Origin of the sequence: Streptomyces sp. NPDC047108 (assembly GCF_040643575.1) — a bacterium.
Taxonomy (GTDB): Bacteria; Actinomycetota; Actinomycetes; order Streptomycetales; family Streptomycetaceae; genus Streptomyces.
In genome coordinates this window covers 17,442-43,243 of the sequence record NZ_JBEYUP010000005.1, presented here as the reverse complement: position 1 = coordinate 43,243, position 25,802 = coordinate 17,442, and the positions used below count along the sequence as shown (strand labels likewise).

The window sequence follows — 25,802 nt, the reverse complement described above, 5'->3', positions numbered from 1 at the left end:
ATCGCTGCTGGAGGGGGAAGCCCATGTCGGGCTCAATGGCGATCCTTCGGGACATCCATCGTGCGGAGGCCGAGAGGCTGCTGGCCCGCGCCATCGAAGAGGAAGTGCGCCGCTCGGGAGGCAGCGCGGACACCGCCCTGCTCGCAGGGCGGGCGCGCGAGGCCCTGCCGGAGATGGCCGAGACCGCGGCGGAGGAGTACGGCGCGTACGTCAGGGCGCTGGACGAATCGGAGGCGGACCGGGAGCCGCTGGGGCGCCGTCTCTCGCGCGAACGACTCGGCACGCCCGCGCTGGTGACCCTCGCCGCCACCGTGGCCGCCTTCGGCGCGGACCTGGGGTTGGGCACGTCGGCGGGCACCGCGCTGGGCACCGCAGGCGCCGTTGCCGTCGTGGGGTCGGCGACCGCACTGATCAAGCTCACGGCCGGGCACGCGCCCTCGGCGCACCGCCGCGCGGGGCTGCGAAGTCAGCCCGGTGGTGCGGAGCAGTTGAGGCTGGAGTGGCTGACGGCGCTGGAGGTGCGGGGCATCCGGCCCTTCCTCGACCAGCAGCGCATGCTCGCCGCCGCGACGCGCCGCGGCAGCAGTGGCGCGTCGTCGTCCCCCGCATCCGACCGGGGCGGCGCACCGGCGCCCGTGCGCGGCCCGAAGCTCCGCGGCAGTGACAAGAGCGCGGCGGCACGGCGCCGGAGCGTGCTCCAGCGCTCGTTCGGCCACCTGCCCGAGGAGGACGGCCCGTTCGTCGGGCGGCGTGCGCAACTTCTGCAGATCGCGCAATGGGTGCAGGCCGCCCGCGCGAGCACGGAGACCAAGCCGACGGTCGTGGTGCTCCACGGCGCTCCCGGATCGGGCCGCACGACGCTCGCGGTGCGGGCGGCGCACCACCTGAAGGACCAGTTCCGCGGGGCGTGCGTGGTCGACCTGCGCGGCGACAGCCCTGGTGAACCCCCGCTGCCCACGCGGGACGCCCTGCTCCATCTGCTCAACCGCCTCGGCGCACCGCGCGAGCAACTGCTGTTCCGGGAGCGCTCGTCACCCGAGCAGCAGGTCAAGCGGCTCAGCGAGCTGTACCACCAGCATGTGACGGGGGTGCCCGTCACCGTCGTCCTCGACGACGCGTCGGACCCGGAGCAGGTGCGCGTCCTGCTGCCCGAGCGTTCCGAGAGCCTGCTGCTGATCACCGCCCGCGGCCCGCTGGAGCTGCCGGAAGACCTCCCGGCCCATGTCCATGAGCTGGGCGTCGAGCCGCTGGAGGCGGCCGCGGCCGAGGAGTTGCTCAAGGCCGTGGCGCCGGAGGACGCGGGGCCCTACGACATGGAGGCGGGCGACAAGGTCCGCGAGCTGTGCGGCGGGCTGCCGTTGGCGCTCCGCGTCGCCGGTTCCTCGCTGGGCGCCCGTACGCCCAGCGCCCTCGCATCCGACCTGGCCGCCCACGCGGCGCCGACCCCGGTCGAGCGCGCGCTGGCCCTGCGGTACGCCGATCAGCCGGAGGCGGCCCGCAGACTGCTGCGCCGGCTGTCGCTGGCGGGGCGGGCCAGCCTGGGCGCGGCCGCGGCGGCGGCCCTGCTGGCCACGGACGAGCAGGACGCGGGCCGGCACCTGACGGCCCTGGCCAAGGCGGGGCTGATCGAGCACGTCCGGGGCAGCCGCTACCGCCTGCACGATCTGGTCCGCGGCTACGCACTGGCCCGGCTGCTCGACGAGGAGGGGCCAACCGAGCGTTCGGCGGCGCAGGAGCGGTTGATCCGCAGCTACGCCGAGTTGGCCGACTCGGTCATCCGCCTCGTCGACGGCAAGACGTCCACGCGCGCGGACGCCGCCTTCCAGAAGGGTGCCGTGGGACCGCACGGTTTCACCTCGCTCGAAGCGGCGCTGCGCTGGCTGGACGACGAGTCGAGCTTCATCACGGCGGAGCTGCGGCACGCGGAGGACGTGGACCAGTCCGCGGTCCTGCATCTGCTGGGTGCGCTGTGCGACTACTGCCTCCTCCGCGGCGACCTCTACCGACTCGGGGAGTTGAGCGAGCTGACGAAGGCCGCGGACCGGGGCCTTCTGATGCGCTCGGTGCAGTGGCGCACGGGTGTCGCGGCACGCCAGCTCGGCGAGTTGGACAAGGCGCGTACGACCCTGTCCTCCGTCGTGGACCTCTACCGGGAGGCCGATCACGCCGCCGGTGTCGCCCGCGCCCTGCGCGATCTCGGCATCACCCTGCACCACCAGGGCAATCTGCCGGAGGCGGCGGCCAAGCTCCGCGAAGCGCTGGAGATGCAGTCCGGGGACGAACTGCGGGGTGACCGCGCCTGGACGCTGCACGCCCTGGGCGCGGTGGAGCGCGACCGGGCCCGGATCGCGGAGGCACTCCAGCTGCTGTGCGAGGCACTGGAGTTGCACCGTGCCAACGAGAGCCTGCACGGCCAGGCGTGGACGCACTTCCAGCTCGGCCAGGTGTATCTGCGCATGGGCGAGGTTCCAGCGGCGGAGAAGCAACTCCGCCGCGCCCTCGATCAGTACGGCAGCACACTCGACGGCCGTGGCGAGGCGTGGGCGCTCACGGAGCTGGCCAGAGCCCGGCTCGTCGACGGCGACGTGGGAGCGGCGAAGGACGAGCTCGACCAGGCCCTGTCGCGCCACCGGGACAACGAGGACGCCCGCGGCGAGGCATGGACCCGCTACTACCTGGGCCAGGCCCTGGAGGAGCGCGGCGAGCACGGCGCCGCGGTCCGTGAACTGGAGCGGGCCCGCACGATGTTCAGCCGCATGCGGGACGTCTACGGACTGGCCTGCGCCCGGCACCACTCGGCACGGGTCACCCGCGACCAGCGGGCGGCCCAGACCGGATCGCTCCGCAACAGCGGATTCGCCCGGCAGTTGCTGCAGGACGCCCGGCAGGACTTCCACCGGGTGGGCGTCGCGCACGGCGAGGCATGGTCGTGCATCGAACTGGCCGTGATCGACGCGGGCAACGGCCGCGCGGCCCAGGCCCTGGCACTTGCGGAGGAGGCGGGACGGCTGTTCGCGAGCTACGGCGACCTGCGCGGCGAGGACTGGGCGCGTTTCCTCCGCTGCACACTGCTGCCGTTCTCCTCCGCGGGCGGATCGGTCGTCGGCACGGCCGTGGCCCAGGAAGAGCTGACTCAGCTCCTCGGGCAGTCGCACGGACGGCGCGACACGAAACTGGAGGACTGCGCCGAGGCGTACGCGCTCATACTCGAGCGCGGCGTCGAGCCGGAAACCGGCTGGCAGGCCTGGAGCCTGGGGATGGTGCCCACCCGGCACTCCCGCGAGGTGATGGGAGTCGACGTGCCCGCCCCGAGCTGAACCGAGGGAGGTTGGGCGAAGGGACACTCGTCCGTCGGCGGGCGACTCAGCCGGGCGGCGTTCGCCCGGCGGTGGCCGCGCCCGAACTCCGCAGGCGCCTGCGGCTGGTTTCCGGGCGAGGAGTCGCGGCAGCGGCGCCGGGCAGCCCTCGCGCCGCTCGGCGCGAGCCTGCTCCGAGGCATGCCCGTGCACGTGGGTGCCGACGACAGCGGCGCACCGGCCGCCCTCACCCCGTTACGCGCGGGCCCGCATGGAGGCGCGCCCGGGGCGATGCCTACCGACAGCGACGGCCGACCTCAGCGGCTGGTGCCGGCAGCAGCGCACCCAACGCCCTCGTGCCGCTGAGCGCGGGCCGCATCGGTGCGGCCCGCGCCGGTGCCTCGCGACGGCTGCCCCATACCGACGGCTGCCCCGTACCGACGGCTGCCGCCGCCGGAGGCACACGCCGGTGCGCGGGGTGCTGACGGCGAGTGCCCGCCCCCGGGCCCGGCCGGTCGTCGGCCGGAGGGACGGCGCTAGTCGCTCGTGGAGTCCGCGGTGCGGCCGGGGGACGAGTCCGCCGGGCGGCCGGAGGCGGAGCCCTCCGGCCGGTCCGCTCCGCGGTCGCCCTCGGCGGCCGGGCTTCCACCACAAGATGCCACGGACGCGGCGGGCGCCTCCTCGAAGTCGATCTTCTGGAACTGCTTGTTCATGCTCTTCATCAGCAACCACACGGCCCCACCGAGCAGCGCGAAGACGATGAAGCCGAGGACGCCGGGCGTCACCTTGTTCTCGTCCAGCTCCTTGGCGAGGGGAACGAGCTGCGTCATGGTCGCGATCGTCATGCGGTCAATTCTGGCGGATGCCTGCGAAGAGGTCGTCCTCGGGTAGGGAGGTATCGACGAGAGACTTCGCCAGCTCGTACTCCTCCGTCGGCCAGACCTCCTGCTGGATCTCCATCGGCACCCGGAACCAGCCGCCGTCGGGGTCGATCTGGGTGGCGTGAGCGATCAGCGCCTTGTCGCGCACCGGGTAGAACTCGGAGCAGGGCACGTGCGTGGTCAGGTTCCGCTCGGTCCGCTGGATCTGCTTCCACCGGTCCAGCCACTCTCCGTACGGGGACTCCATCCCGCGGGCGAGCAGCGCCTCGTGCAGGGCGAGGGTGCGGGGCCGGTTGAAGCCCTGGTTGTAGTAGAGCTTCTGCGGCTGCCAGGGCTCCCCGGCCTCCGGGTACTTCTCCGGATCGCCCGCGGCCTCGAAGGCCACCATCGAGATCTTGTGGGTCATGATGTGGTCGGGGTGCGGATATCCGCCGTTCTCGTCGTACGTGGTGATCACGTGCGGCCGGAACTCGCGGATCAGCTTCACCAGCGCACCGGCCGCCTCGTCGACGTCCTGCAGCGCGAAGCACCCGTCGGGCAGCGGCGGCAATGGGTCGCCCTCGGGCAGACCGGAGTCCACGAACCCCAGCCATGCCTGCTTGACGCCCAGGATCTGCCGCGCCTCCTCCATCTCCTTGGCTCGCACCTCGTGGATGTGCGCCTCGATGTAAGGGTCGCCCTGCAGCTTGGGGTTGAGGATGGAGCCGCGTTCGCCTCCCGTGCAGGTCGCGACCAGTACGTCCACCCCCTCGGACACGTACTTGGCCATCGTCGCCGCGCCCTTGCTCGACTCGTCGTCGGGGTGGGCGTGGACTGCCATCAATCGCAGTTGCTCGGTCTCGGTCAAGACTTGATCCTTCAGATCCTTAAGTCACTGGTCGCGGCCCGCTCCGCCATCCGGAGAAGGCGCCTTCTATAGTGACCGAAACCAAGGGCCGTACATTCCGCGGTCCGTATTGCGGGAGGGACGACGATGTCTGCCACGGGCGAGAAGAGCGCTGCCCCCCGCTACGGCCGCTCCGCCGACGCCCGCGCGGACCGCAAGCTCAAGATCGTCGGTGCTGTGCTCGGGGCGGCGATGCTCGGAGTGACCGCGTGGTTCGGATTCAGTTACGTCACCGGCCAGAAGGTCAGCGGCGAGCTGATCAAGTTCAAGGTGGTCTCGGACTCGGCCACCGAGGCGCATCTGGAGGTCCGCAAGGACGCCGGGACGCGAGGGGTGTGCACCCTGCTCGCCCAGGCGGCGGACGGCACCGAGGTGGGCTGGAAGGACCTGAGTTTCGACGAGAACCGCGGCCGCGTGGACAAGGTCGGTACGATCCGGACGACGCAGCGCGCGGCGTCCGTGGAGCTGATCGGCTGCAAGGCCGCCACCGGCGGGTAATCGGCGTCCACCACGCCCCCTGACCTGCCCCTATGTACCTTTAGCGGTATTCCTCCTCCCTGTTTCGGCCCGTAATTGTTAGGCTCGTGGTTTCGCCCACCTGTGACGGCGTAATGCTCCGGGGTAGGGCGTTGCTTTGTATTCCCAGTACCGACGAGGAGCACCTGTGACCCAGACCAGCGAGAACGTCACCTGGCTCACCCAGGAGGCGTACGACCAGCTCAAGGCCGAGCTGGATTACCTGTCGGGTCCCGCACGTGTCGAGATCGCCAAGAAGATCGAGGCGGCCCGGGAAGAGGGTGACCTGCGGGAGAACGGCGGGTACCACGCCGCCAAGGAAGAGCAGGGCAAGCAGGAGCTTCGCGTGCGCCAGCTCACTCAGCTCCTGGAGCACGCCAAGGTCGGCGAGGCCCCGGCGGACACCGGTGTGGTGGCCCCGGGCATGGTCGTGACCATCGCCTTCGACGGCGACCCGGACGACACCCTGACCTTCCTCCTCGCTTCCCGCGAGTACGCCAGCGCGGACGTCGAGACCTACTCGCCGCAGTCGCCGCTCGGCACCGGCGTGATGGGCAAGAAGGCCGGCGACGACGCCGAGTACGAGCTGCCCAACGGCGGCAAGGCCGCGGTGAAGATCCTCGAGGCCAAGCCGTACTCCGGCTGAGCAACGCAGACATGTGAGCCCCCGGCCGGTCTCCCGGCCGGGGGCTCAGTCGTGCGCCGGGCGGTGCGCGATCGACGCCGTGACGCCGATCAGGCAGTCGCCGAGCGGTACTTGCGCACCGCCAGCGTGCGGAACGCCGCGATGATCACGACCGACCAGAGCACCGAGGCGAGCACCGGGTGCTGCATCGGCCAGGCGTCCGGCACCGGGTAGTTCGCCGGAAGGTTGCCGAACAGCTCGCGGCAGGCCTGCACCGTGGCACTGAACGGGTTCCACTCGGCGATGTGCCGGAGCACGGTGGGCATGTTGTCCGCGGGCACGAAGGCGTTCGAGATGAACGTCAGCGGGAAAAGCCAGATCAGGCCGCCAGAGGTGGCGGCTTCCGGCGTCCGTACGGACAGACCGATGAGCGCGCCGATCCACGAGAAGGCGTACCCGAGCAGGAGCAGCAGCCCGAACCCGGCGAGCGCCCGGATGAACCCGTCGTGGATCCGCCAGCCGACGATGACGGCGACCACGGCCAGTACGACCACGGTCAGCGCGGTCTGGACGAGGTCGGCGAGCGTACGGCCGGTGAGCACCGCGCCCCGCGCCATGGGCAGCGACCGGAAGCGGTCGATCAGACCCTTGTGCATGTCCTCCGCGATGCCCGCACCGGCGCCTGCCGTGGCGAAGGTGACGGTCTGCGCGAAGATGCCGGCCATCAGGAACTGCCGGTACGCGGTCGGGTCGAGTCCGGCGCCCGGGACGTTGATCGAGCCGCCGAAGACGTAGCTGAACAGCACCACGAACATGATCGGCTGGATCAGCCCGAAGATCACGACCTCGGGGATCCGGATCATCCGGATCAGATTGCGCTGGGCGATGACCAGCGAGTCCCGGACGGACTGCCCCAGGGCACTCCGCGTCTCCTGGCCCGCGGCGGGCGTACTGGTGGACGTCACGGCGGTCACTGGGCTGCCTCCTCGCGCCGGGCCTCCGTCGCGGCCGCCCGGGCCTTCTTTCCTCCGGATGCCGGGCCGGAGCGTCCGTCCCGCCCCGCGTCGGCGTCCTCGTCGCTCTCCGCGGCATGGCCGGTGAGCGAGATGAAGACGTCGTCCAGAGTCGGCCTGCGCAGGCCGATGTCGTCGATTTCGATGCCGCGGGTGTCGAGTTCGCGGATGACCTCGGCCAGGAGCTTGGCTCCGCCGCTGACCGGGACCGTGACCTTGCGGGTGTGGTTCTCGACGCTGACCTCGCCCTTGCCGAAGCCGCGCAGCAACTCGGTGGTGTCGGTCAGGCGCCCCGGTTCGTGCACGACGACCTCGACGCGCTCGCCGCCCGTCTGGGCCTTGAGCTGGTCGGAGGTGCCGCGCGCGATGACCTTGCCGTGGTCGATGACGCAGATGTCGTGCGCGAGGCGGTCCGCCTCCTCGAGGTACTGCGTGGTGAGCAGCAGGGTCGTGCCGCCCGCCACCAGTTCCTCTATGACCTCCCACAGGGCCTGCCGGTTCCGCGGGTCGAGGCCCGTGGTCGGCTCGTCCATGAACATCACGGGCGGGCTGACGACGAGGGCCGCGGCCAGGTCCAGCCGCCGCCTCATACCGCCGGAGTACGTCTTGGCGGTCCGGTCGGCGGCGTCGGCGAGGTGGAACCGCTCGAGCAGTTCGTCCGCGCGGGCCTTCGCCGCCCGGCCGCTCATCTGGTACAGCCGGGCGACCATCTGGAGGTTCTCACGCCCGGTGAGGTACTCGTCGACGGCGGCGAACTGGCCGGAGAGGCCGATGGCCCGCCGGACTTCGTTGGGCTGCTGGACGACGTCGAGGCCGGCGACCACGGCCTTGCCTCCGTCGGGCTGCAGCAGCGTCGTCAGGACACGCACGGCGGTGGTCTTGCCGGCACCGTTCGGGCCGAGCAGGCCCAGCACGGTGCCCTCGGGAACGTCGAGGTCGACGCCGTCCAGAGCCTTCACATCGCCGAAGGTCTTCACCAGACCTTCGGCGTAAATGGCGCCTGGCATGGAAGCAACTCCTGGATTCATGAGTGGTGATGAAGTCGTGGGGGGCGCCTCCGGCATGAGCCGTCGGCGAAGCCTTGGAACGCGGCTGCCGGAAAGACCGTACCGCAGACGCGATATGTCGCGACAACCTTTCGGTGAGGCCGGGCGGGCCGGGGCGGGAAGCCGGCAGGTCGCAGAGGTCGGTTCGGGTCAGGTTGCCCACGTCGGGGCGCGGCACGGGACAAGCGTCACGACATGTCGCGAGCGGCCGATGCGATGCCGCTTGCCGATGCGCCCCGCTCAGGCACGTCGGCCGTACGCGATGCACGAACCACCCGTGCGCGATGCACGAACCGGCACGCCGCGCGACGAGCGCGCGGCGTGGACAGTGCGTTGGAGAAACGTCACGCCATCACGGTGTAACCCGCCTCACGCAGTGCCTTCCTCACCTCGGTGCAGTGCTCCGGACCCTTGGTCTCCAGATGCAGCTCGACCTCCGCTTCCGCGAGCCCGAGCCGGGGATCGGTCCGGACGTGGCTCACGTCCAGGACGTTAGCGTCGACCACTGACAACACCCCGAGGAGCGTCGCCAGCGCCCCGGGCCGGTCCGTCAGCCTCAGCCTCAGCGACAGATAGCGCCCCGCCGCCGCCATACCGTGCCGCAGGATCCGCTGCATCAGCAGCGGGTCGACGTTCCCGCCGGACAGCACCGCCACCACCGGCCCGTCGAACGACTCGGGCCGGGACAGCAGCGCCGCCACCGGGCTCGCCCCGGCCGGTTCGACCACCAGCTTCGCGCGCTCCAGACACAGCAGCAGCGCGCTGGAGAGCTCGTCCTCGGAGACGGTACGGACCTCGTCCACCAGATCGCCAATGATTTTGAACGGCACGTCCCCGGGGCGCCCGACCTTGATGCCGTCCGCCATCGTCGCCACCGACTCCAGCGACACCGGCGCCCCGGCCTGCAGCGACGGCGGGTACGCGGCCGCGCCCTCCGCCTGTACCCCGACCACCTTCACGTCCGGGCGCAGTGCCTTCACCGCCACCGCTATCCCGGCCGCGAGCCCGCCGCCGCCGATACCGACGACGATCGTCCGTACCTCCGGGCACTGCTCGATGATCTCCAGGCCCAGCGTCCCCTGCCCGGCCACCACGTCGCGGTGGTCGAAGGGGTGGATGAGGACCGCGCCGGTCCGGTCCGCGTACTCCTGGGCCGCGCGCAGCGTCTCGTCCACGACCTGCCCGTGCATCCGCACCTCGGCGCCGTAGTCCCGGGTCGCGGCCACCTTGGGCAGCGGAGCGCCGACCGGCATGAAGACGGTGGAACGCACCCCGAGCAAGGACGCGGCGAGCGCGACGCCCTGGGCGTGGTTGCCGGCGCTGGCCGCGACGACGCCCTTGGCGCGCTGCTCGGAGCTCAGGCCGGCGATCCTCACATAGGCGCCGCGCACCTTGAAGGAGCCGGTGCGCTGAAGGTTCTCGCACTTGAGGTGAACCGGGGCGCCGACCAGCGCGGAGAGGTGGCGGCTCCCCTCCATCGCGGTGATGCGGGCCACCCCGGCGAGCATCTTGCGCGCGTCGCGCACGTCGTCGACGGTGATCTCGGACAGGGGCGGGGGCGTCGTACCGGAGGTGTCGCCGTGCGATGGTGCCATGAGGCCAGTCTCGCAGTTCCCCCCTGTCCCGGCGGTCACGGGATTGTCGCGAGCCGGTACGGGTCGGGCCGCGTCCGCGTACCCTGTGCGCATCCACGACCGTCCTCACGAAGTGAGCTCAGGCCATGCCCACCACTCCGGACATGACGACCGCTCCCCCGGCTCCCCGGGAGGCGTCCCCAGAGAGCGGCCTTCTCGATGACCTGCAGCACCAAGTGGCCCTCTTCGCCCGACGCGCGGAACAGACCCGCCTCGGCGGCGTCGGACAGGTCCGCAACTCGATGGACCGTGCCGCCTACCTGCTGCTCAACCGCCTGGACCGGGAAGGGCCCATGGGCGTGAAGGCGCTCGCGGCCGGGATGGGCATCGACTCCTCGACGGTCACCCGCCAGGTCGCACCGCTGGTCGACACGGGTCTGGTCAAGAGGACGTCCCACCCCGAGGACGGCCGGGCGGTCGTCCTGCAGCTCTCGGCCCGCGGCAAGGCCCGGCTGGACGAGGTGCGCTCCTCCCGGCGCCAGCTGATGGAACTGCTGACGGAGGACTGGGCGGACGAGGAGCGGGAGTCCTTCTGCGACCTGCTCACCCGCTTCAACGACGCGCTGTCCGCGCGGATGGCGGCCGCGCCGCTGCAGGAGCCGCAGGCGTCCTGACCTGGGTCCGGGCCACCGGCCCGCCCGGAGCGCCCCGCCGCGCTCCTTCCTGTTCCCGCGCCCGTCGCCTTGTCGTGACGTCCTGACCTCTTGACCCCGGCCCGTACCTGCCGTCTATTGAAGACGAGGAGGGCACGGTGCGAGAGCGGCGCGCGGAACTGGATCGCCGCCGGGCCCGGGAGTTCGAGGCATTCGTCGCGGGCGCGGCAGGCAGGCTTCTCCATGCCGCCACACTGCTGACCGGCGACCCCGGCGCCGCCGAGCGTCTGCTCACCGCCGCCCTTGCCCGGACCTACGCCGCCTGGGACGGCCTCCACGGCGAGGACCCGTACGAGCGCACCCGCCAGGAGCTCGCCACCCGCTTCGCCCGTACGACCTGGCGCCATCGGCGCCCTCGCGGCGGCACACTCGACCGCCTCACGCCCCAGGAGCGCCTGGTCCTGGTGCTGCGGCTCTACGAAGGTGTGGCCGAGGAACAGGCCGCGGCGCAGCTCGGCCTGCCCGCCGACCGGATCCGCGCGATCTGCCTGCGCTCCGTGGCCACGATGCGCAGCCGTCCCGCCGCGCCGCCGTCCCGGCCGGAGGTGGCCACGCCGTGAGCCTGCCCGACCGCAAGCAGGAGGAGGTCCGCCGGATGCTGGACGGGCCGCATCCGGTGGTGCCGCCGGACCTGGCGGCCCGCGCGGCCGAGCACGGGCGGCAGCTCCTGGCCCGGCGCCGGGTGGTGCGGGCCGCGGTGTGGGTGGTGCTGCTGGCCGCGGCCGTGGCCTTCGCGGCGTGGGCGGTGGTGGCCCAGCCGTGGGTGGTGCCGCCGACGGACACCACGCCACCGCTGGACGGCTGGTGACGGACGTCCGCCGCCCCTGAACGTACGAGAGCGCCGAACGCTCCGTACACGTCGGGCAGTTGGAACGGTGGCGGGCGAACACACCCCGGCCTGCGGGCACTTCGAGCCGGTCTCAACAGTCGAGGGCCGGTGCCGCCTCTGCGGCCCCGGCCCTCGCGGCGTCCGTGCGCAGCGGGGACGGGTGGTCAGCCCAGGGCCTGCGCCAGGTCCGACAGCAGGTCGTCCGCCGCCTCGATCCCGACCGACAGCCGCACCAGGTCCGCGGGCACCTCGAGCGCCGATCCGGCCGCGGACGCGTGCGTCATCCGCCCCGGGTGCTCGATCAGCGACTCGACGCCGCCGAGCGACTCTCCGAGGGTGAACAGCCGGGCGCGGTTGCACACCTCGACCGCCGCCTGCTCCCCGCCGGTGACCCGGAAGGACACCATGCCGCCGAAGGACCGCATCTGCTTCGCCGCGATCTCGTGGCCCGGGTGCTCGTGCAGCCCCGGGTAGTAGACCTGCGTCACCTTCGGGTGGGCGACGAGCAGTTCGGCCACGCGCTCGGCGTTGGCGCTGTGCCGGTCCATCCGTACGGCGAGGGTCTTGATGCCGCGCATCGTCAGCCAGGCGTCGAAGGGCCCGGCGATGGCACCCATCGCGTTCTGGTGGAAGGCGAGTTCGTCGCCGAGGGCGTCGTCGTTCACCACGAGCGCGCCGCCGACGACGTCCGAGTGCCCGCCCATGTACTTGGTCGTGGAGTGCACGACGATGTCCGCGCCGTGCGCCAGGGGCTGCTGGAGGTAGGCGCTGGCGAAGGTGTTGTCGACCACCAGGCGGGCGCCGGCACCACGCGCCAGGTCCGCGACCGCCCCGATGTCGGTGATGCCGAGCAGCGGGTTGCTGGGCGTCTCGACCCAGATCACCTTGGTGCGCGGGGTGATCGCGGCCCGCACGGCCGCCAGGTCGGAGGTGTTCGCCACCGACCACTGCACCCCCCAGCGCTCGGCGACCTTGGAGAACAGCCGGAACGTGCCGCCGTAGGCGTCGTCGGGGATGACCACGTGGTCGCCCGGCACGAGCAGGGTGCGCAGCAGGCAGTCCTCGGCCGCCAGTCCGGAGGCGAACGCGAGTCCGCGCCGGCCGCCCTCCAGGGCTGCGATGTTCTGCTCGAGAGCGGTACGGGTCGGGTTGGCGGAGCGGCTGTACTCATAACCGCCGCGCAGTCCGCCGACGCCGTCCTGCTTGTAGGTCGACACCTGGTAGATCGGCGGGACGACGGCGCCCGTGAGCGGGTCCGCCTCCTGTCCGGCGTGGATCGCCCGGGTCTCGAAGCCGTGGTACTCGTGCTGCTGCTGGTGCTCGTCGGTCATGAGCCCGAGCGTAATGCGCCACACTGACTGTGCGCCCACTCCTCGCACGACAGACCTCGTACGGGCGCGCCGGGCAGGCCCTGTCCCGAACGACCGGGCAGGCCCTCGCGGACGAACGGACACAGGACTCGGACCTCTCATGGACATAATGATCATCCTGCTCGGCCTGGTCATGATCGGCGGTCTCCTCGTGGTGCCCGCCCTGCTGCGTCATCGCGGTGGCAAGCAGGCGCTGCGCGGTCACGAGAGCGCCGTCGACCCGTACGCCGGGTACGGCTTCGCGCCCCCGGAACGTCTCGACGTGCGGCTGCCGGGCCCCGACCCCGAGCTGGCGGAGGTCCTGGAGGAGATCCGGCGCACCCAGGACTGGCACCCGGCCGCGCAGCTGCTCGCCTCGACCGCATCGGCCGACGACCGGGAGCTGCGCTGGCAGCGCGTCCAGACCCTGGCGGGTGCGGCGGCCGTCGAGCTGGCGCAGGCGCCGGGCGAGGGCGGCCGGTGGCTGCGGACCTGGCGGGTGGACGCGCCCAAGGAGGCGGGCGGCGCGGTCGTCCACGCGGAGTTCCTGGTGCGGCAGGCGCGGCAGTCGCAGGCGGGGCCGGGTTCGGACGAGTACCGGATCATCCTGGAGGAGGCGCGGACGGTGTGCGGCGAGGCCGCGCTGCTCGCCCCGGGCGACCCGACGCCGTACATCGTCGAGCTCGCGGTGGCGCGCGGTCTGGGCTACCGGGAGGCCGACTTCGAGGAGTTGTGGAGCAAGGTCACCTCACGCGCCCCGGACCACATGGGAGCGCATCTGGCCGCCCTGCACCACTGGTGCGAGAAGTGGCACGGCTCCAAGGAGAAGGCGGACGCGTTCGCGCAGGGCGCGGCGGCGACCGCGCCCGAGAAGAGCCTGCTCCCCGCGCTGCCGCTGTTCGCGGTCTTCGAGCACCTGCCCGAGGTGAACATGGTCCGGGGCCTCTACCAGGGCGAGGTCGTCGGCCGCGCCGTCCAGGGCGCGCTCTTCGCGACCCGCTCGGTGCCCGCCGACCACCCGGCGCTGCCGCACGTCCGGCATCTGCTGGTCTGGTTCCTGGTGCGCGCCGAGCGCTACGCGGAGGCGATGGAGCAGCTCGGGCACGTGGACGGGCACGTGGGAGCGGTGCCGTGGTCGTACGAGCCGGATCCGGCGATCGCGTACACGGTGTACCGCGCGCAGGCGGTCGCCGGGTGGGAACAGTCGGGCGGCAGCCCGGCGACGATGCCGCGCTGAAACGGCGCCGGAACAGGGGCGACCGTGCCCCGGAGCCTGGAATTCCGGGGCCCGGCCCGACGTTCTCACAGGCGGACGCACTACGCCGAGGAGTGGCCCCATGTTCCTGAACCGCAAGCCGCAGCTTCCCACCGCCGAGGAGTCCCTGCGCGGCCGCGAGACACCGGAATTCATCGTTCCGGAGCGCCACACGGTCCTCGGCAACCCGCTGCAGGGCCCCTACCCCGAGGGCCTGGAGGTGGCCGATTTCGGGCTGGGCTGCTTCTGGGGCGCGGAGCGCATCTTCTGGCAGATCCCTGGTGTGTGGACGACCCTGGTCGGCTACCAGGGCGGGCACACTCCGAACCCGGCGTACGAAGAGGTGTGCAGCGGTCTGACCGGGCACACCGAGGCGGTGCGCGTCGTCTTCGACCCGAAGGTCGTCCCGTACGACAGCCTGCTGAAGGCCTTCTGGGAGGCCCACGACCCGACGCAGGGCTTCCGCCAGGGCAACGACGTGGGTACCCAGTACCGCTCCGCGATCTACTCCCACTCCGCCGAGCAGCAGGCGGCGGCGGAGAAGTCCCGCGACGCGTACCAGCAGGTGCTGACGAAGGCGGGGCACGGCGAGATCACCACGGAGATCCTCACCGAGGAGGGCCGCCCCTTCTACCCGGCGGAGCCGTACCACCAGCAGTACCTGGACAAGAACCCGAACGGCTACTGCGGCATCGGCGGCACGGGAGTTTCGTGCCCGGTGGGCGTGGCACGGGCGGACGGGTGAGAAACACGCCCTCACCCGTTCGGAGGGCGAAGGTCTGTTTCGAACGTCTCGCTGATCAACTCGTCGAACGGGACGCGACGACCCCTCCGCGCTCCTGAGCCGGGCACCACCGAACGGACGTGGCCGGATCCTGGCGCCATGGGTCCTTCCTGGGCGCGGAGTTGGGACACGCGGCCCGAGGGCACGTCATGCTGGCTCCACGGCTCGGCGCGCGGGGCGCCGGGCGGGTACCCATCCCCGGGTTCCCACCGGGAACGAGGAGGCGGCCTTGTCGTTCGTCCGGCGTCGTGAACTGCGTCTGCCCACACCCGAGGAGGCTCCGCCCGGCCGGTCCGCGCCCGCGTACGAGGTTCCCGCGAAGCACACGGTTCTCGGGACGGCGTTGCTGGGCCCGTACCCCGACGGTTCCGAGGTCGCCGGGTTCGCGCTCGGCTGCTTCTGGGGCGCCGAGCGGCGGTTCTGGCAGCTTCCGGCCGGGATCTGGACCACCCTGACGGGCTTTCAGGGCGGACTCACGCCCTACCCGGTCGACGACGAGATCCGCACCGGGCTGACGGGGCACGCGGAGACGGTACGGGTGGTCTTCGACCCCGCGAGGGTCACCTACGAGCGGCTGCTCCGGCTGTTCTGGGAGTCCCACGACCCGACCCAGGGCTTCCGCCAGGGCAACGACGTGGGCACCCACGTCCGGTCGATCCTGTTCACCCACTCCCCCGAGCAGCAGGCGGCCGCGGTGAACTCCCGCGACGCGTACCAGCAGGCGCTGACGAAGGCGGGCTACGGCCCGATCACCACGGACGTCCTCGCCGCCGAGGATCACCCGTTCTATCCGGCGCAGGCGTGCCACCAGCAGTACCTGGACAAGAATCCCGGCGGCTACTGCGGGGCGGGCGGCACCGGCGTCTCCTTCCCGGCCGGGACGGACGGGCCGAGTGCCTGAGCCCTCCGCACAGGACGGGGGACGCGGCGCGGCTCAGCTCCCCGCGCGCTTCGGTGGGACGCACGCCCATGCGAGGGCCGCCGCGGCCAGATACGCGAGCGCCCCGGCGGCCATGGAGGTCCGCACCCCCGCCGTGTAGTCGGTGGCCGTGGCGAGCAGGGAGCCGCCGAGCGCCACACCGGTGGCGCTGCCGATCTGCCGCGTGGTGTTGAACAGGGCGGAGGCGGTCCCCGAGTAGCCCGCGGGCGCCGACCCCATCACGGTCGCGGTCGCGCCGGTCAGGGCGAAGGAGGTGCCGAACCCCGCGGCCATCATCGGGGCCACGAGCAGCACGTACGCGGGGTCGTTCCCCGCCGCTGCCCAGCCGGCCAGCCCCAGACCCGCCAGGAGCATGCCGCCGGCCACCAGCGGGCGGTGGCCGGTTCTGCCGGACAGCCGCCCGGACAGGACGGAGGCGAACATGGTCATGGCCACCGCGGGGAACAGCGCGAGACCGGTGCCGAGAGCGCTGAAGCCGCGCTGCTGCTGGAAGTACAGGCTGGCGGTGAAGACCATCCCGTAGAAACCGAAGTTGAACAGCAGGCCGATGACGGCTCCGCCGCTCGTCGCCCGCGCATGCAGCAGGCTCAGCGGGATCACGGGAGAGCGCGCCAGCCGCTCGCGCACCGCGAACGCCACGGTCGCGAGCACCGCCAGGCCCGCGCCCGCGAGGACCGCGGGATCCGACCAGCCGCGCCGCCCCGCTTCGTTGAGCGCGGCGGTCAGCAGGGCCACGGCCGCGACGATCGCGAGCTGGGCCGGCCAGTCCAGGGTCCGGCCGGGGTGCCGGGCGGAGGGGGCGACGTACCGCAGGGTCAGCGCCAGACAGGCGATGCCGACGGGCAGGTTGATGAGGAAGACCCACCGCCAGCCGACGGTGGAGACGAGCAGCCCGCCCAGCAGCGGCCCGGCCGACGCGGCGATGCCCGCCATCGAACCCCACAGCCCGAACGCCCGCGAGCGCGCGGCCGGATCCGGGAACGCCTGCTGGAGCAGCGCCAGCGAGCCGGGCACGATCAGCGCCGCGCCGACCCCCTCGACCAGCCGCGCGGCGACCAGGACGGGGGCGTTAGGGGCCAGGGCGCACGCGCCGGAGGAGGCGGTGAACACGGCCACGCCGGTGCAGAAGATCCTGCGGTTGCCCAGCCGGTCGCCCAACGCGCCGCCGGTCAGCAGCAGTCCGGCGAAGACCAGGGTGTACCCGTTGGTGATCCACTGGATCGCGGTGAGCGAGGCCGAGACGTCACGGCCCACGACGGGCACGGCGACGTTGATGATCGTCACGTCCAGGATCACCATGAAGTACCCGGTGCACACGGCGAGCAACGGCTTCCACATCCGCCGGCCGGCCTCCGGAGCCGGTTCAGGGCGGGGCGCGGGTTCACCGTCCTCGGCGGACTCCGCGAACGGCACGTCCTCACCCCTATCCCGTACACGGATGTTCAGTGACAGATGCACCATAGAGGGCGGTATCGGCGCATGCCGCGATGCCCGCGCGCGGCCCCGGCTCGTCGCACCGCTCAGGAGCCGCCGCCCCGTTCAGGAACCGCCGGGCCCTCGCGGGCCGCCCGCGTCCGGCGGGCCCGCCGCCTCGCGTTCGATCCGGCGGCAGATGACGTCCACCACGTAGGTCCGCTCCGCACGGCTCAGAACCGCCCCTGGGGGATGTGATGACAGCGCTGCGGGCAGCCCCGGCAGCAGGTGGCCGTCGCGTGCTGGGCGACGAAGACGGGGTGGCCGCGGTACGGGGTCTGCCTGCCGTCCTTGTACGGCTCGGCCGGAGCCAGGCGCTTGCTGAACGAGGTCTACGCGTGCCGGCGTAGCGTGGCCGGGCCGTCGAGCTGGGCGATGGAACGCTTCCGGCCGCGCAGACGGGACTTCGCGCGGAAGGGCTGCCGCGCGATCGCGTCCAGCCGTTCGCCGAGTGCGTCCTGCGTCGGTTCGGACATCGAGTCCTCCGCAGGGGAGCGGTGCACGAGGGACCGGAAGCCGGCACGCCGCCCGGGCCTGTGACGCGTGAGGCGCTTCACGTCGACCGGTCAAGCAGTCCGCGCAGTTCACCGACGGCCGCTTCGATGTCCACGTACTGGTGCTGCCCCGCCTGCGCCTCCGCGGACAGCACACCGCAGCGGTGGGCCTTGCTGAAATCGCCGTAGGGCAGCGTGTACCGGCTCAGGTGGTCCTCGGGATGCTCGTCGTCGATCCCCAGATACCACTGGGCGTACGCGTCGAAGCCGTGCCGCTCCAGGAACTCGTGCTCCTGGACCGCGCTCGGCCGGTGCTCACCCCAGTCGTCGCGGTCGTCGAGGACAGTCTCCTCGGCCTCGATCAGTCGCTTGGCGTGGTCGTACGCCCGCTCGTTGAGGGTGACCGCCATGCGTTCTCACCTCGCTCGGCCGAGGCCCGCCGAGCCGTTCCCATGGCGCCGCGGGTTCCGGCGTTTCCAGGCTCCAGCCTAGCTCCGGAGCGCACCGCCCGTGATCGGGCGCCTGCCCGGCACCGCGCGCGGGGCCACGCGCCGTGGCGCCCCGGACACGGCGCGGATGCAGTGCGGAATCCGGCGGCGGTGACGGTGGCGTGACGGCGAGCGGCGCCGTCGAGAACGCCCGGTGATGATCGGGAACTCCGCCTGTTGGAGGAGACAGGTGTCCACCCTTTCGACCGGCACATCCCCCATGTCGCGGTTTGGTAACTCGTGACGGCACAAAGCACCCACGTCCCTACGGTGAACACCTCGCCGCGCGAACCGTGCGCGGCACCGTCCCGAGGGGGGACCCCATGAACCGCGTCCGCACCATAGCCGCGGCTGCCGTCGCCGCCGGTCTGGCCACCGCCGTACTCCTGCCGACGCAGGCGCAGGCCGCCGGCTCCGTGCATCTGTACAAGATCTACTACGACAGCCCGGGCTCGGACACCCGCAGCAACACCAGCCTGAACGCCGAGTACGTGCAGATCCGCAACACCACCAGCCGGGCGGTCAGCCTCAAGGGCTGGACCGTGACGGACGCGTCGAACCACCGGTACACCTTCGGCACGTACTCGCTCGGTGCCGGGAAGACCGTCACCGTCCGCACCGGCAAGGGGTCCGACACCTCCGCCACGCGCTACCAGAACCGCGGCGCGTACGTCTGGAACAACACCAGCGACAAGGCCACGCTGCGCAAGTCGACGGGGACGAGCGTCGACACCTGCTCGTACAACTCCTCGCGCGCCGACTACAAGATGTGCTGACGAAGACGCGATGAAGCGGTGAAGCCGTGAAGCGGTGAAGCCGCGAAAGGGGTCAGCCCCTCCGCGCGGTCGGCGGAGGGGCTGACCCCTGTACGGTCCTGCGGCCCGGGGCTCGTTCAGCGGCGCGCGGGCTTCTTGCCGGTGACGGTCACCGGCTGGTCGTTCTTCAGCTCACCGAAGAGCTTCCTCGCCTGGGCCGCGTCCCACTGCACCGCGCTCCCCTTGGACGTCTGGAGCGCCGGGTTGGCCACGGGCACGTTGAGCCGCTTGCCGTTGCCGCTGGAGACACCCTTCATCGCCCGGAACATGGACGTGAGGTTCTCCAGCCCGGTGCCCTTGTCGACGATGAGCGTGTCCAGACCGGCTTCCATGGTCGAGTAGAGCTTGGACGGGCTCATCATGGTGTCGGACTGCCCGGCCTTCTTCGCGAGGGCCGCCAGGAACTTCTGCTGGTTCTGGGACCGGCCCAGATCGCCCTCGGCCTCCTGGTGGCGCTGCCGGACGAACGCCAGCGCGTTCTTCCCGTTGAGGGTCTGGCATCCCTTCTTCAGATCGGCCCCGGACTTCTTGTCCTTGACGTCGCGGTCCAGGCAGACGTCGACCCCGCCGACCGAGTCGACGATGTTGACGAAGCCCGCGAAGCCGATCTCCGCGTAGTGATCGATCTTCAGGCCGGTGTTGAGCTCCACGGTCCGTACGAGGAGTTCCGGCCCCCCGATCGAGAACGAGGCGTTGAGCTTGTTCTTGCCCTTGGGCACGTGCTTGCCGGTCTCGGGGCGGAGATACCCGGGGATGGTCACCCACGAGTCACGGGGCAGGCTCATCATCGTCGTGCCCTCCGCACCGGTGTGCATGAGGATCATCGAGTCGGTGCGCCGGCCCTCTGCCGTCCCGGTCTTCAGGTTCTTCCGGTCGTCGCTCGACAGCCCGTCGCGGCTGTCGGAGCCCACGATCAGGTAGTTGGTGCCCTCACCGCTCGGAGGACGGTTCTCGACCTTGCCGAGATCGACCTCGCGGTTGAGCTTGGAGTCGGCCCACGCGTAGCTGGACACGGAGGCGACGACGGCCACCGTGACCACGCCGATCACCGTCTTCCGCAGGCGCCGCCGCGGACGGTCGCCGCGGTCGGCGTTGCGTATGCGCCGCGGCGGCAGATGGGTTCCGCCGCCGATCTGGCCCGCGAGGTGAGCGAAGCGCGGGTGGCTGCGGCCGTCGTCGTCGGGGTCGGCGAAGCCGTGCGCGGGCGTGGTGGCGCCGTTCGGTACGGGCATGGGCAGCTGCGGATCCGTGTGCGGACCGGCCGTCTCCGGGTCCGCTTCGGTGACGCCCTGCCCTGCGGGGTCGTGCTGGATGATCCGCACCGGCTCTGCGGGGGCGGCGGCCTCCTCGTCCGGGGTGAGGGGGTCCCTGAAGAGGGAGTTCGGATCCACGGTGGTGATGCCGGGGTCCGCGAAGACGGACGTCTGGTCCCCGTAGAGCATGCCGGGGTCGGTGCCGACGGAGTGGGGGTCGGCGAATCCCGTCAGCGGATCCGCGAACCCGGCCTGGGGATCCGCGAACCCGGCCTGCGGGTCCGTGAAGCCCCTGTGCGGGTCGGCGTACACGGCCTGCGGATCCGCGAAGCCCGTCTGCGGGTCGGCGTACACGGCCTGGGAGTTCACGTATGCGGTGTGGGGGTCCGCATACGTGGTGTCCACGCCGGTGGCCGCGTAGCCGCCGAAGGGGTCCGCGTGGCCCGCGGGGGCGCCGGTGTGGCCGGTCACCGGGTCGGCGTACGCGGCGTGGGGGTCCGCGTAGCCGCCGTAGGTGTCTCCGGCCCCGGCGTAGGGGTCCGCGTAGCCGACGTGAGCCGCCGCGTAGCCGGCGTTCGGGTCGGCGTACGCCCCGTAGGGGTCGGTGTAACCCCCGTACGGGCCGTACGGGTCGGCGGTGCCGGGAAGTCCTTCGTGCCAGTCGTTCATGGGGGAGGTGGGGGTTGATGTGGGGGGCTGGGCCCAGTGATCTCCGGTGCCCGCGGTCAGCGGGTCCGGGGATCCGGCCGTGTACTCATTCATGTGCGGTTCCAGCGTTCCGAACAGCGGTGACGAAAGGGAGATCCATCACGATGACGTTCCTTCCATGCCGGTGGGGGGTTGTTCGGCAGTAGAGGGCGTCGCTACCTAGTGCCCTTCTTTCTACGGTCGGGGACCATGGGTCAGTTCAATGACAACGGTTGACCGACCGGTTCTTCCAGCCGGTACTGGTCTGCGGTACCGGAGCGGTGCATGCGATGCCACTTCAGCCGGCTGCCCAGCAGCGCGGTGACCACGGACTGAATGGTCACCAGGTACATCAGCTGCCGGTAGACGACGAGTTGGAGCGGCATCACCCATAGTGTTCTCAGTTTCTCGCCGTCCAGACGCAGCGCGTATCCGGCGCCGAACATCTGGACACCCAGGAAGCCGAGCCACACCACGATCCAGAGGGCCGAGTCGAGGAACAGCGCCCCGTACAGGGCGAAGAGGTCCACGATCGGCGCGAACAGCGGCAATATCACCTGGAAGACCACCAGGTACGTCAGCCCGCGGCGGCCGAAACGGCCGGGCGGACCCATCTCGAGCACGGCGCGGCGGTGCTTCCAGATGGCTTGAAGTGTGCCGTAGCACCAGCGGTAGCGCTGTCGCCACAACTGGCTGAGTTTCACCGGCACTTCGGTCCAGGCGACGGCGGACTCCTGGTAGACCACCCGCCAGCCCGCGCGCCACAGAGCCATGGTGAGGTCGGTGTCCTCGGCGAGCGTGTCCTCACTCACACCGCCGACACCCATGAGGGCGTCACGGCGGAAGGCACCGATGGCCCCGGGGACCGTCGGCATGCACTCCAGCACCTCGAACATGCGGCGGTCGAGGTTGAACCCGAAGACGTACTCCAGGTGCTGCCACTTGCCGAGCAGACGCTTCCGGTTCCCCACCTTGGTGTTGCCGCTGACCGCGCCGACAGCGGGGTGGGCGAGCGGCTGGATGAGGTGGTAGATCGCGTCCGGTTCGAAGACGGTGTCGGCGTCGACCATCACCACGATGTCGTACTCGGCGTACACCAGGCCCGTGTTGAGGGCCGCCGCCTTGCCCGCGTTGGGCTGGCGGACGACGGTGACGCGCGGGTCGTCGATCGCGGCGGCGATCTCCGCCGTCCCGTCCGTCGACCCGTCGTCGACCACGATGATCTGCAGGTACGGGTGGGTGGAGTCGAGGAGCGAGAGGACGGTCGACTGGATGCCGGCCTCCTCGTTGTACGCCGGGATGAGGACCGTCACCGGCTCGGTGATCTCCCGCAGCCAGGGCGAGCCGGGGCGGAACCGGCCGATCCGCCGGACGTGCGCCCGGGCGAAGACCATGAGCAGCACCAGGCGGACCAGCGCGAGCCCGCCGCCGATGCCGAGCACCCAGGTCATGATGTCGACGAAGAAGTGCCCGATCGTCTGCACCATGATCAGGCCCTCGCCCTGCCAGCGACTGGCGGTGGCCGCCTCGGCGTTGACCTTGCGCTCGCCGAGCCCGTCGGTGACGGTGGTGAACCGGACCTTCTGATTACGGAGCAGCTTTTTCGTCTCTTGGAACGCTATGTCCGTATTGCTGAACTGCCGGATCAAACCCTGCTCCGGCTTCCGGAACGGCCGGTCGGCCGCGACGAGCGTGTAGCCCTCCGCGGCAACCCGCTCCGCCGCGGTCCACTCACCACCGCACATCGTGTCGGCCTGCGTCGTGAGCGGCAGCCGCGCCAGATCCGTCTTCACACCAGCGGCGCCGGCCAGCGCGGACTGGGTGAGCGACATCTCCAGCCGCGTGCGCGGGGCGGACACCTGACCGAGGTCGACCCCGGTGTAGGTGTACGAGCCGATCTCGTGCCCCTCGTCGCGGATCTTCTCCACGAGGTCCGGGTGACGGGCCACCTGGGCGCCGGAGAGGAAGAAGGTCGCCTTCGCCTTGTGGTTGCGCAGCAGTTCGAGCAGCCGGGGCGTCCAGACGGGGTCCGGTCCGCCGTCGAAGGTGAGCGCGACGGTACGGGGCGGCATGGCCGCCGTGCTCACCTTGCCGTCCTTGATGCGTACGACCGGCTGCCCGCTGTCGGCCGCCTTGGGCACCGGCGTGCTGCAGGCACGCTTCGTCTGGGCCGCACCGACCTCGTAGGTGGTCCAGCCCTCGAAGAGCAGGGCAGCGGCAACCGCGGTGATCGCGACGATCAGCAGCAGCCAGTGCCCGCGCGGGTCACGACTCCGCGCGTGGCGTGCGCTCACGTGACATTGCCTCCACCTGGGGCCGACAGGACGTACGCCGTGACCGGCGCGGTTCTGTCATGACCCGGGGTCGGGACGACTGCCGGAGATCCCTCGCCGTGGGGGGCGAACGGCGAGGAGTCACCGCGCGTAGCGTCACTGCGCGCGGGGGTCGTGTCCGAGACACCGGACGGCTCGTAGCGCGGATGCGGCGCTGCTCCCGACTGCTGCTCCAGCACTCCGGAGAGCGCGGCGATGAGCATCAGCAGGTAGCACGCGCAGGCACATCCGACCGCCATGGCCAGAAGCCAGAGGAACCGTCTGCGACGTCCGGAAGAATCCACAAATATCTGGCGCTGATTGCGCACTCCCCGGCGTCCGCTTCGCTTCCGTCCCGTCGTAGCCATAGCGGGCGAGTGTAGTCAGCCTCGAACAGGAGTGTGCAAGGAAGCTCAAAGCCTGCTCAACGGACACACGTCTCCGTCGTTCACCTCCACGTCCCGTCCATCTGTCAACACAAAGCAAGCACCCACTCTGAGCAGGCGATTCGAAGGAACGGGCACGGTTACGTCATGGACTGTTCCCCCGGAAGCCACCCATCCGTGATCTCCGCTACACCTGGCGGAGGCCCCTCATCACCGTTGATTTGTCCAGGCCTTCAGGGGTGCCGGGACCCGGAAATCCGGGTGGAATACGGGCGTTGATTGCGGGAAAGCGGGCGTCGAGGAGCGAGTGCGCGAAAAACGCATCGGTCCCGGTTCTTCGGCGTGCCCTGAACCGGGGCCGTATGCCCGGGATGCGGCGGGCCGCCGGGAGTCGCGTCGCGCGTCGGCGAGGGCCGCGCACCGCCGGCACGGCGGTCGCGAGGCGTCGTGAACCCCTCCGGGAGAGGAGCCCGGACCCGTACGGCAGTGGCGCCCCACCGGATCAACTCGCCCACCGCGTCGGCGTCGTGGGACTCGGCGCCACAGCGCGCGTACCCCGTACGCCTGTTGTGCGAGACCGGCGCCGCCCCTCTCTTCTTCCCTCTCCCTCGCGGTGCGCGGTCGCACCGTCCTTCGGACCCGCATGCGACGGCACCGTGACGCATGCCACCGCCATTCCCACCGAACAGCCCCGACTCCGGACCACCGCCACGGTTGCAAATGATCTTCCACAACCCATGTCTTTTCGGGTCATGCGTATCTACGCTCGGACGTACCGGGCAGGCCCGGCCCGGTACGTTCTGGGAGGACCGTTGTTCAACATCGCCGAAGAGCTGTTCGCGCCCGGTCGTCAGCACACCGAGGAGGAGCGGCAGAAGCACCAGCTGTGCATCGACGACATCGGCGACAGCGACCCCGCGCGCGGCCCCATCGACCTCTCCTCCGGCAAAGTCGTCGTGCGTCAGGAGCACCCCGACGACGACAGCCACTGACGCCCCTGGTCGACGCCGTGTCCGGCCCTGGCCCGGCCTTGCTCCGGTTGCCGCCGCGCCCCGCCGGGTGTGCGCTGGTGAGTGGGAGAGAGCCGAGAGGAGCCCGTCATGACCGCTCACGCGCACCCCTCGATCACGGCCCGAGCGTTCCCGGCCCTGCCCTCCGGGCGCCGTCGCTCCCGGGCCTTCGTGGGCGTCCCACTGGTGCTCGGGATCTGCTACGGGCTCTACGCCGCCTTCCTCACCAGCAACAACGGCGCGTCCAACGAGCGGATCATGATCGAGTCGTTCGTCGGCGGTGCCGTGGTCGTCGTGCTGTGTCTGGGCATCGCGGTGCTGCAGAGGCGCCTGATGCCCGAAATGCGCGGAGCGCTCTACGGCGTGGTGTTCGGCTGCGCCATGGGCTACCTGGTCGCCCTCAGTGACATGACGTGGCTGAAGTCGGTGTTCATCGGCCTCTTCTGCGGCGCCGGGATGGCCGCGACCGTGTTCTGGATCCGCTACACCCACCAGCGCTGACGCCGCGGGACACGCCCCGGGCCCCGGCGGCAACGCGTCCCGCGGATGACGCTGTCAGTGCCATGCGCAAGGATGGCGGGATGACTCAGCCATTCACCGTTCGGATCACCGTCCGTGGCTACGAGACGGATTCCCAGGGCCATCTCAACACCAGCGTGTACATGCAGTACGGCGAGCATGCGCGCTGGTCCCTCGTCCAGGCTTCCGGGATCCGGCAGAGTGATCTGGTCGAGAAGGCCGTCGGCCCGGTGAACCTGGAGAGCACGATCCGTTTCCACCGGGAGCTGCGCGCCGGTGACGAGGTCGACGTGACCTGCAGCTTCGTCTTCGGTGAGGGCAAGACCTTCCGGGTCGAGCAGACCTTCCTCCGTGACGGCGAACTGGTCGCGGAGCTGACCAGCGTCGGCGGGATGATGGATCTCAGGGCCCGGCGGCTGCTGCCCGATCCCCGCGCCACCTTCCGCGAGTTCGCCTCCGACCCGGCGATCCTCGGCCTCTGACCACGGGCGATCCCCGGCCGCTGACCACAGGCGTCCGACCCGCCGGTCTCCGGCCGGTCCCGCTCCCGCCGGTCTCCGGCCGTCCCGGCCGGTTCCTTTCGCACCACGGCGGCGGGGCGGGCCGGGGGGGCGGGAGGGGGGGGGGGCGCGCGGGGGCCGGCGACGCGGGGGGGGGC

At 71.2% G+C, this 25,802-nt stretch carries 25 protein-coding genes; 13 read left to right on the top strand and 12 right to left on the bottom strand.

Annotated features, from left to right (window positions below):
• Positions 1 to 23: 23 nt before the first annotated feature.
• Positions 24 to 3,317: a tetratricopeptide repeat protein gene (locus ABZ822_RS13205; RefSeq protein ID WP_360851591.1), complete on the top strand. Its 3,294-nt coding sequence runs from the start codon at positions 24 to 26 to the stop codon at positions 3,315 to 3,317.
• A gap of 515 nt (positions 3,318 to 3,832) precedes the next feature.
• Here ABZ822_RS13205 and ABZ822_RS13200 read toward each other — a convergent pair.
• Both ABZ822_RS13200 and mca read right to left on the bottom strand, forming a co-directional pair.
• Positions 3,833 to 4,141, bottom strand: coding sequence for a hypothetical protein (locus ABZ822_RS13200; RefSeq protein ID WP_360851588.1), 309 nt, complete (start codon positions 4,139 to 4,141; stop codon positions 3,833 to 3,835).
• 4 nt (positions 4,142 to 4,145) lie between these two features.
• Positions 4,146 to 4,997 carry a mycothiol conjugate amidase Mca gene (mca, locus tag ABZ822_RS13195; protein WP_360852405.1) on the bottom strand — a complete coding sequence of 284 codons (852 nt, stop codon included), beginning with the start codon at positions 4,995 to 4,997 and terminating at the stop codon, positions 4,146 to 4,148.
• A 153-nt stretch (positions 4,998 to 5,150) separates the two neighbouring features.
• On the opposite strand from mca, the gene ABZ822_RS13190 reads away from it, so the two are divergent.
• A complete protein-coding gene (locus ABZ822_RS13190) occupies positions 5,151 to 5,561 on the top strand; it encodes a DUF4307 domain-containing protein (protein WP_360851585.1) in 411 nt (136 codons plus the stop codon).
• 166 nt (positions 5,562 to 5,727) lie between these two features.
• Positions 5,728 to 6,225: a transcription elongation factor GreA gene (gene greA / locus ABZ822_RS13185; RefSeq protein ID WP_360851582.1), complete on the top strand. Its 498-nt coding sequence runs from the start codon at positions 5,728 to 5,730 to the stop codon at positions 6,223 to 6,225.
• Between the two features lie 89 nt (positions 6,226 to 6,314).
• Here the strand turns inward: greA and ABZ822_RS13180 are convergent, their stop codons facing one another.
• The 3 genes from ABZ822_RS13180 to ilvA form a co-directional block, all read right to left on the bottom strand.
• Positions 6,315 to 7,169, bottom strand: a complete 855-nt coding sequence (locus ABZ822_RS13180) for an ABC transporter permease (protein WP_360852402.1) — start codon at positions 7,167 to 7,169, stop codon at positions 6,315 to 6,317.
• 5 nt (positions 7,170 to 7,174) lie between these two features.
• Positions 7,175 to 8,224: an ATP-binding cassette domain-containing protein gene (locus tag ABZ822_RS13175; protein WP_360851579.1), complete on the bottom strand. Its 1,050-nt coding sequence runs from the start codon at positions 8,222 to 8,224 to the stop codon at positions 7,175 to 7,177.
• A gap of 383 nt (positions 8,225 to 8,607) precedes the next feature.
• Positions 8,608 to 9,858: a threonine ammonia-lyase gene (gene ilvA, locus ABZ822_RS13170; RefSeq protein ID WP_360851576.1), complete on the bottom strand. Its 1,251-nt coding sequence runs from the start codon at positions 9,856 to 9,858 to the stop codon at positions 8,608 to 8,610.
• 125 nt (positions 9,859 to 9,983) lie between these two features.
• Here ilvA and ABZ822_RS13165 point away from each other — a divergent pair, with 125 nt between their 5' ends.
• From ABZ822_RS13165 to ABZ822_RS13155, 3 genes are all read left to right on the top strand, one after another.
• Positions 9,984 to 10,511 (top strand): MarR family transcriptional regulator, encoded by a 528-nt coding sequence (locus tag ABZ822_RS13165; protein WP_360851573.1) that lies wholly within the window; start codon positions 9,984 to 9,986, stop codon positions 10,509 to 10,511.
• Between the two features lie 137 nt (positions 10,512 to 10,648).
• On the top strand, positions 10,649 to 11,110 hold the full coding sequence (locus tag ABZ822_RS13160; RefSeq protein WP_360851570.1) for a sigma factor-like helix-turn-helix DNA-binding protein: 462 nt from the start codon (positions 10,649 to 10,651) through the stop codon (positions 11,108 to 11,110).
• On the top strand, positions 11,107 to 11,358 hold the full coding sequence (locus ABZ822_RS13155) for a hypothetical protein (protein ID WP_360851567.1): 252 nt from the start codon (positions 11,107 to 11,109) through the stop codon (positions 11,356 to 11,358). Before ABZ822_RS13160 ends, ABZ822_RS13155 begins: the two co-directional genes overlap by 4 nt.
• 185 nt (positions 11,359 to 11,543) lie before the next feature.
• Here the strand turns inward: ABZ822_RS13155 and ABZ822_RS13150 are convergent, their stop codons facing one another.
• Positions 11,544 to 12,710: a cystathionine gamma-synthase gene (locus ABZ822_RS13150; protein ID WP_360851564.1), complete on the bottom strand. Its 1,167-nt coding sequence runs from the start codon at positions 12,708 to 12,710 to the stop codon at positions 11,544 to 11,546.
• Positions 12,711 to 12,849: 139 nt separating this feature from the next.
• On the opposite strand from ABZ822_RS13150, the gene ABZ822_RS13145 reads away from it, so the two are divergent.
• From ABZ822_RS13145 to msrA (ABZ822_RS13135), 3 genes are all read left to right on the top strand, one after another.
• Entirely contained in the window at positions 12,850 to 13,965 is a 1,116-nt protein-coding gene (locus tag ABZ822_RS13145; protein WP_360851561.1) for a hypothetical protein, read from the top strand.
• 100 nt (positions 13,966 to 14,065) lie between these two features.
• Positions 14,066 to 14,728, top strand: a complete 663-nt coding sequence (gene msrA / locus ABZ822_RS13140; RefSeq protein ID WP_360851559.1) for a peptide-methionine (S)-S-oxide reductase MsrA — start codon at positions 14,066 to 14,068, stop codon at positions 14,726 to 14,728.
• 268 nt (positions 14,729 to 14,996) lie between these two features.
• On the top strand, positions 14,997 to 15,668 hold the full coding sequence (msrA, locus tag ABZ822_RS13135; protein ID WP_360851556.1) for a peptide-methionine (S)-S-oxide reductase MsrA: 672 nt from the start codon (positions 14,997 to 14,999) through the stop codon (positions 15,666 to 15,668).
• A gap of 33 nt (positions 15,669 to 15,701) precedes the next feature.
• Here the strand turns inward: msrA (ABZ822_RS13135) and ABZ822_RS13130 are convergent, their stop codons facing one another.
• The 4 genes from ABZ822_RS13130 to ABZ822_RS13115 all read right to left on the bottom strand — a co-directional run bounded on the left by ABZ822_RS13130 (position 15,702) and on the right by ABZ822_RS13115 (position 18,084).
• A complete protein-coding gene (locus ABZ822_RS13130) occupies positions 15,702 to 17,045 on the bottom strand; it encodes an MFS transporter (RefSeq protein WP_360852399.1) in 1,344 nt (447 codons plus the stop codon).
• 308 nt (positions 17,046 to 17,353) lie between these two features.
• Positions 17,354 to 17,494 carry a DUF4186 family protein gene (locus tag ABZ822_RS13125; RefSeq protein ID WP_360852396.1) on the bottom strand — a complete coding sequence of 47 codons (141 nt, stop codon included), beginning with the start codon at positions 17,492 to 17,494 and terminating at the stop codon, positions 17,354 to 17,356.
• A gap of 18 nt (positions 17,495 to 17,512) precedes the next feature.
• Positions 17,513 to 17,656, bottom strand: a complete 144-nt coding sequence (locus ABZ822_RS13120) for a hypothetical protein (protein ID WP_360851553.1) — start codon at positions 17,654 to 17,656, stop codon at positions 17,513 to 17,515.
• A 77-nt stretch (positions 17,657 to 17,733) separates the two neighbouring features.
• A complete protein-coding gene (locus ABZ822_RS13115; RefSeq protein WP_360851550.1) occupies positions 17,734 to 18,084 on the bottom strand; it encodes a hypothetical protein in 351 nt (116 codons plus the stop codon).
• 401 nt (positions 18,085 to 18,485) lie between these two features.
• Here ABZ822_RS13115 and ABZ822_RS13110 point away from each other — a divergent pair, with 401 nt between their 5' ends.
• Entirely contained in the window at positions 18,486 to 18,938 is a 453-nt protein-coding gene (locus ABZ822_RS13110) for a lamin tail domain-containing protein (protein WP_360851547.1), read from the top strand.
• A gap of 116 nt (positions 18,939 to 19,054) precedes the next feature.
• Here ABZ822_RS13110 and ABZ822_RS13105 read toward each other — a convergent pair whose 3' ends face one another.
• The gene (locus ABZ822_RS13105; RefSeq protein WP_360852393.1) at positions 19,055 to 20,209 is read right to left on the bottom strand and encodes an LCP family protein; all 1,155 of its coding nucleotides are present in this window, start codon (positions 20,207 to 20,209) and stop codon (positions 19,055 to 19,057) included.
• 923 nt (positions 20,210 to 21,132) lie between these two features.
• The gene (locus ABZ822_RS13100) at positions 21,133 to 23,211 is read right to left on the bottom strand and encodes a bifunctional polysaccharide deacetylase/glycosyltransferase family 2 protein (RefSeq protein WP_360851544.1); all 2,079 of its coding nucleotides are present in this window, start codon (positions 23,209 to 23,211) and stop codon (positions 21,133 to 21,135) included.
• A gap of 1,156 nt (positions 23,212 to 24,367) precedes the next feature.
• On the opposite strand from ABZ822_RS13100, the gene ABZ822_RS13095 reads away from it, so the two are divergent.
• From ABZ822_RS13095 to ABZ822_RS13085, 3 genes are all read left to right on the top strand, one after another.
• Positions 24,368 to 24,607: a DUF6191 domain-containing protein gene (locus ABZ822_RS13095; RefSeq protein ID WP_360851541.1), complete on the top strand. Its 240-nt coding sequence runs from the start codon at positions 24,368 to 24,370 to the stop codon at positions 24,605 to 24,607.
• A 108-nt stretch (positions 24,608 to 24,715) separates the two neighbouring features.
• Positions 24,716 to 25,126 carry a hypothetical protein gene (locus tag ABZ822_RS13090; RefSeq protein ID WP_360851538.1) on the top strand — a complete coding sequence of 137 codons (411 nt, stop codon included), beginning with the start codon at positions 24,716 to 24,718 and terminating at the stop codon, positions 25,124 to 25,126.
• 80 nt (positions 25,127 to 25,206) lie between these two features.
• The gene (locus ABZ822_RS13085; RefSeq protein WP_360851536.1) at positions 25,207 to 25,626 is read left to right on the top strand and encodes an acyl-CoA thioesterase; all 420 of its coding nucleotides are present in this window, start codon (positions 25,207 to 25,209) and stop codon (positions 25,624 to 25,626) included.
• Positions 25,627 to 25,802: the final 176 nt, after the last annotated feature.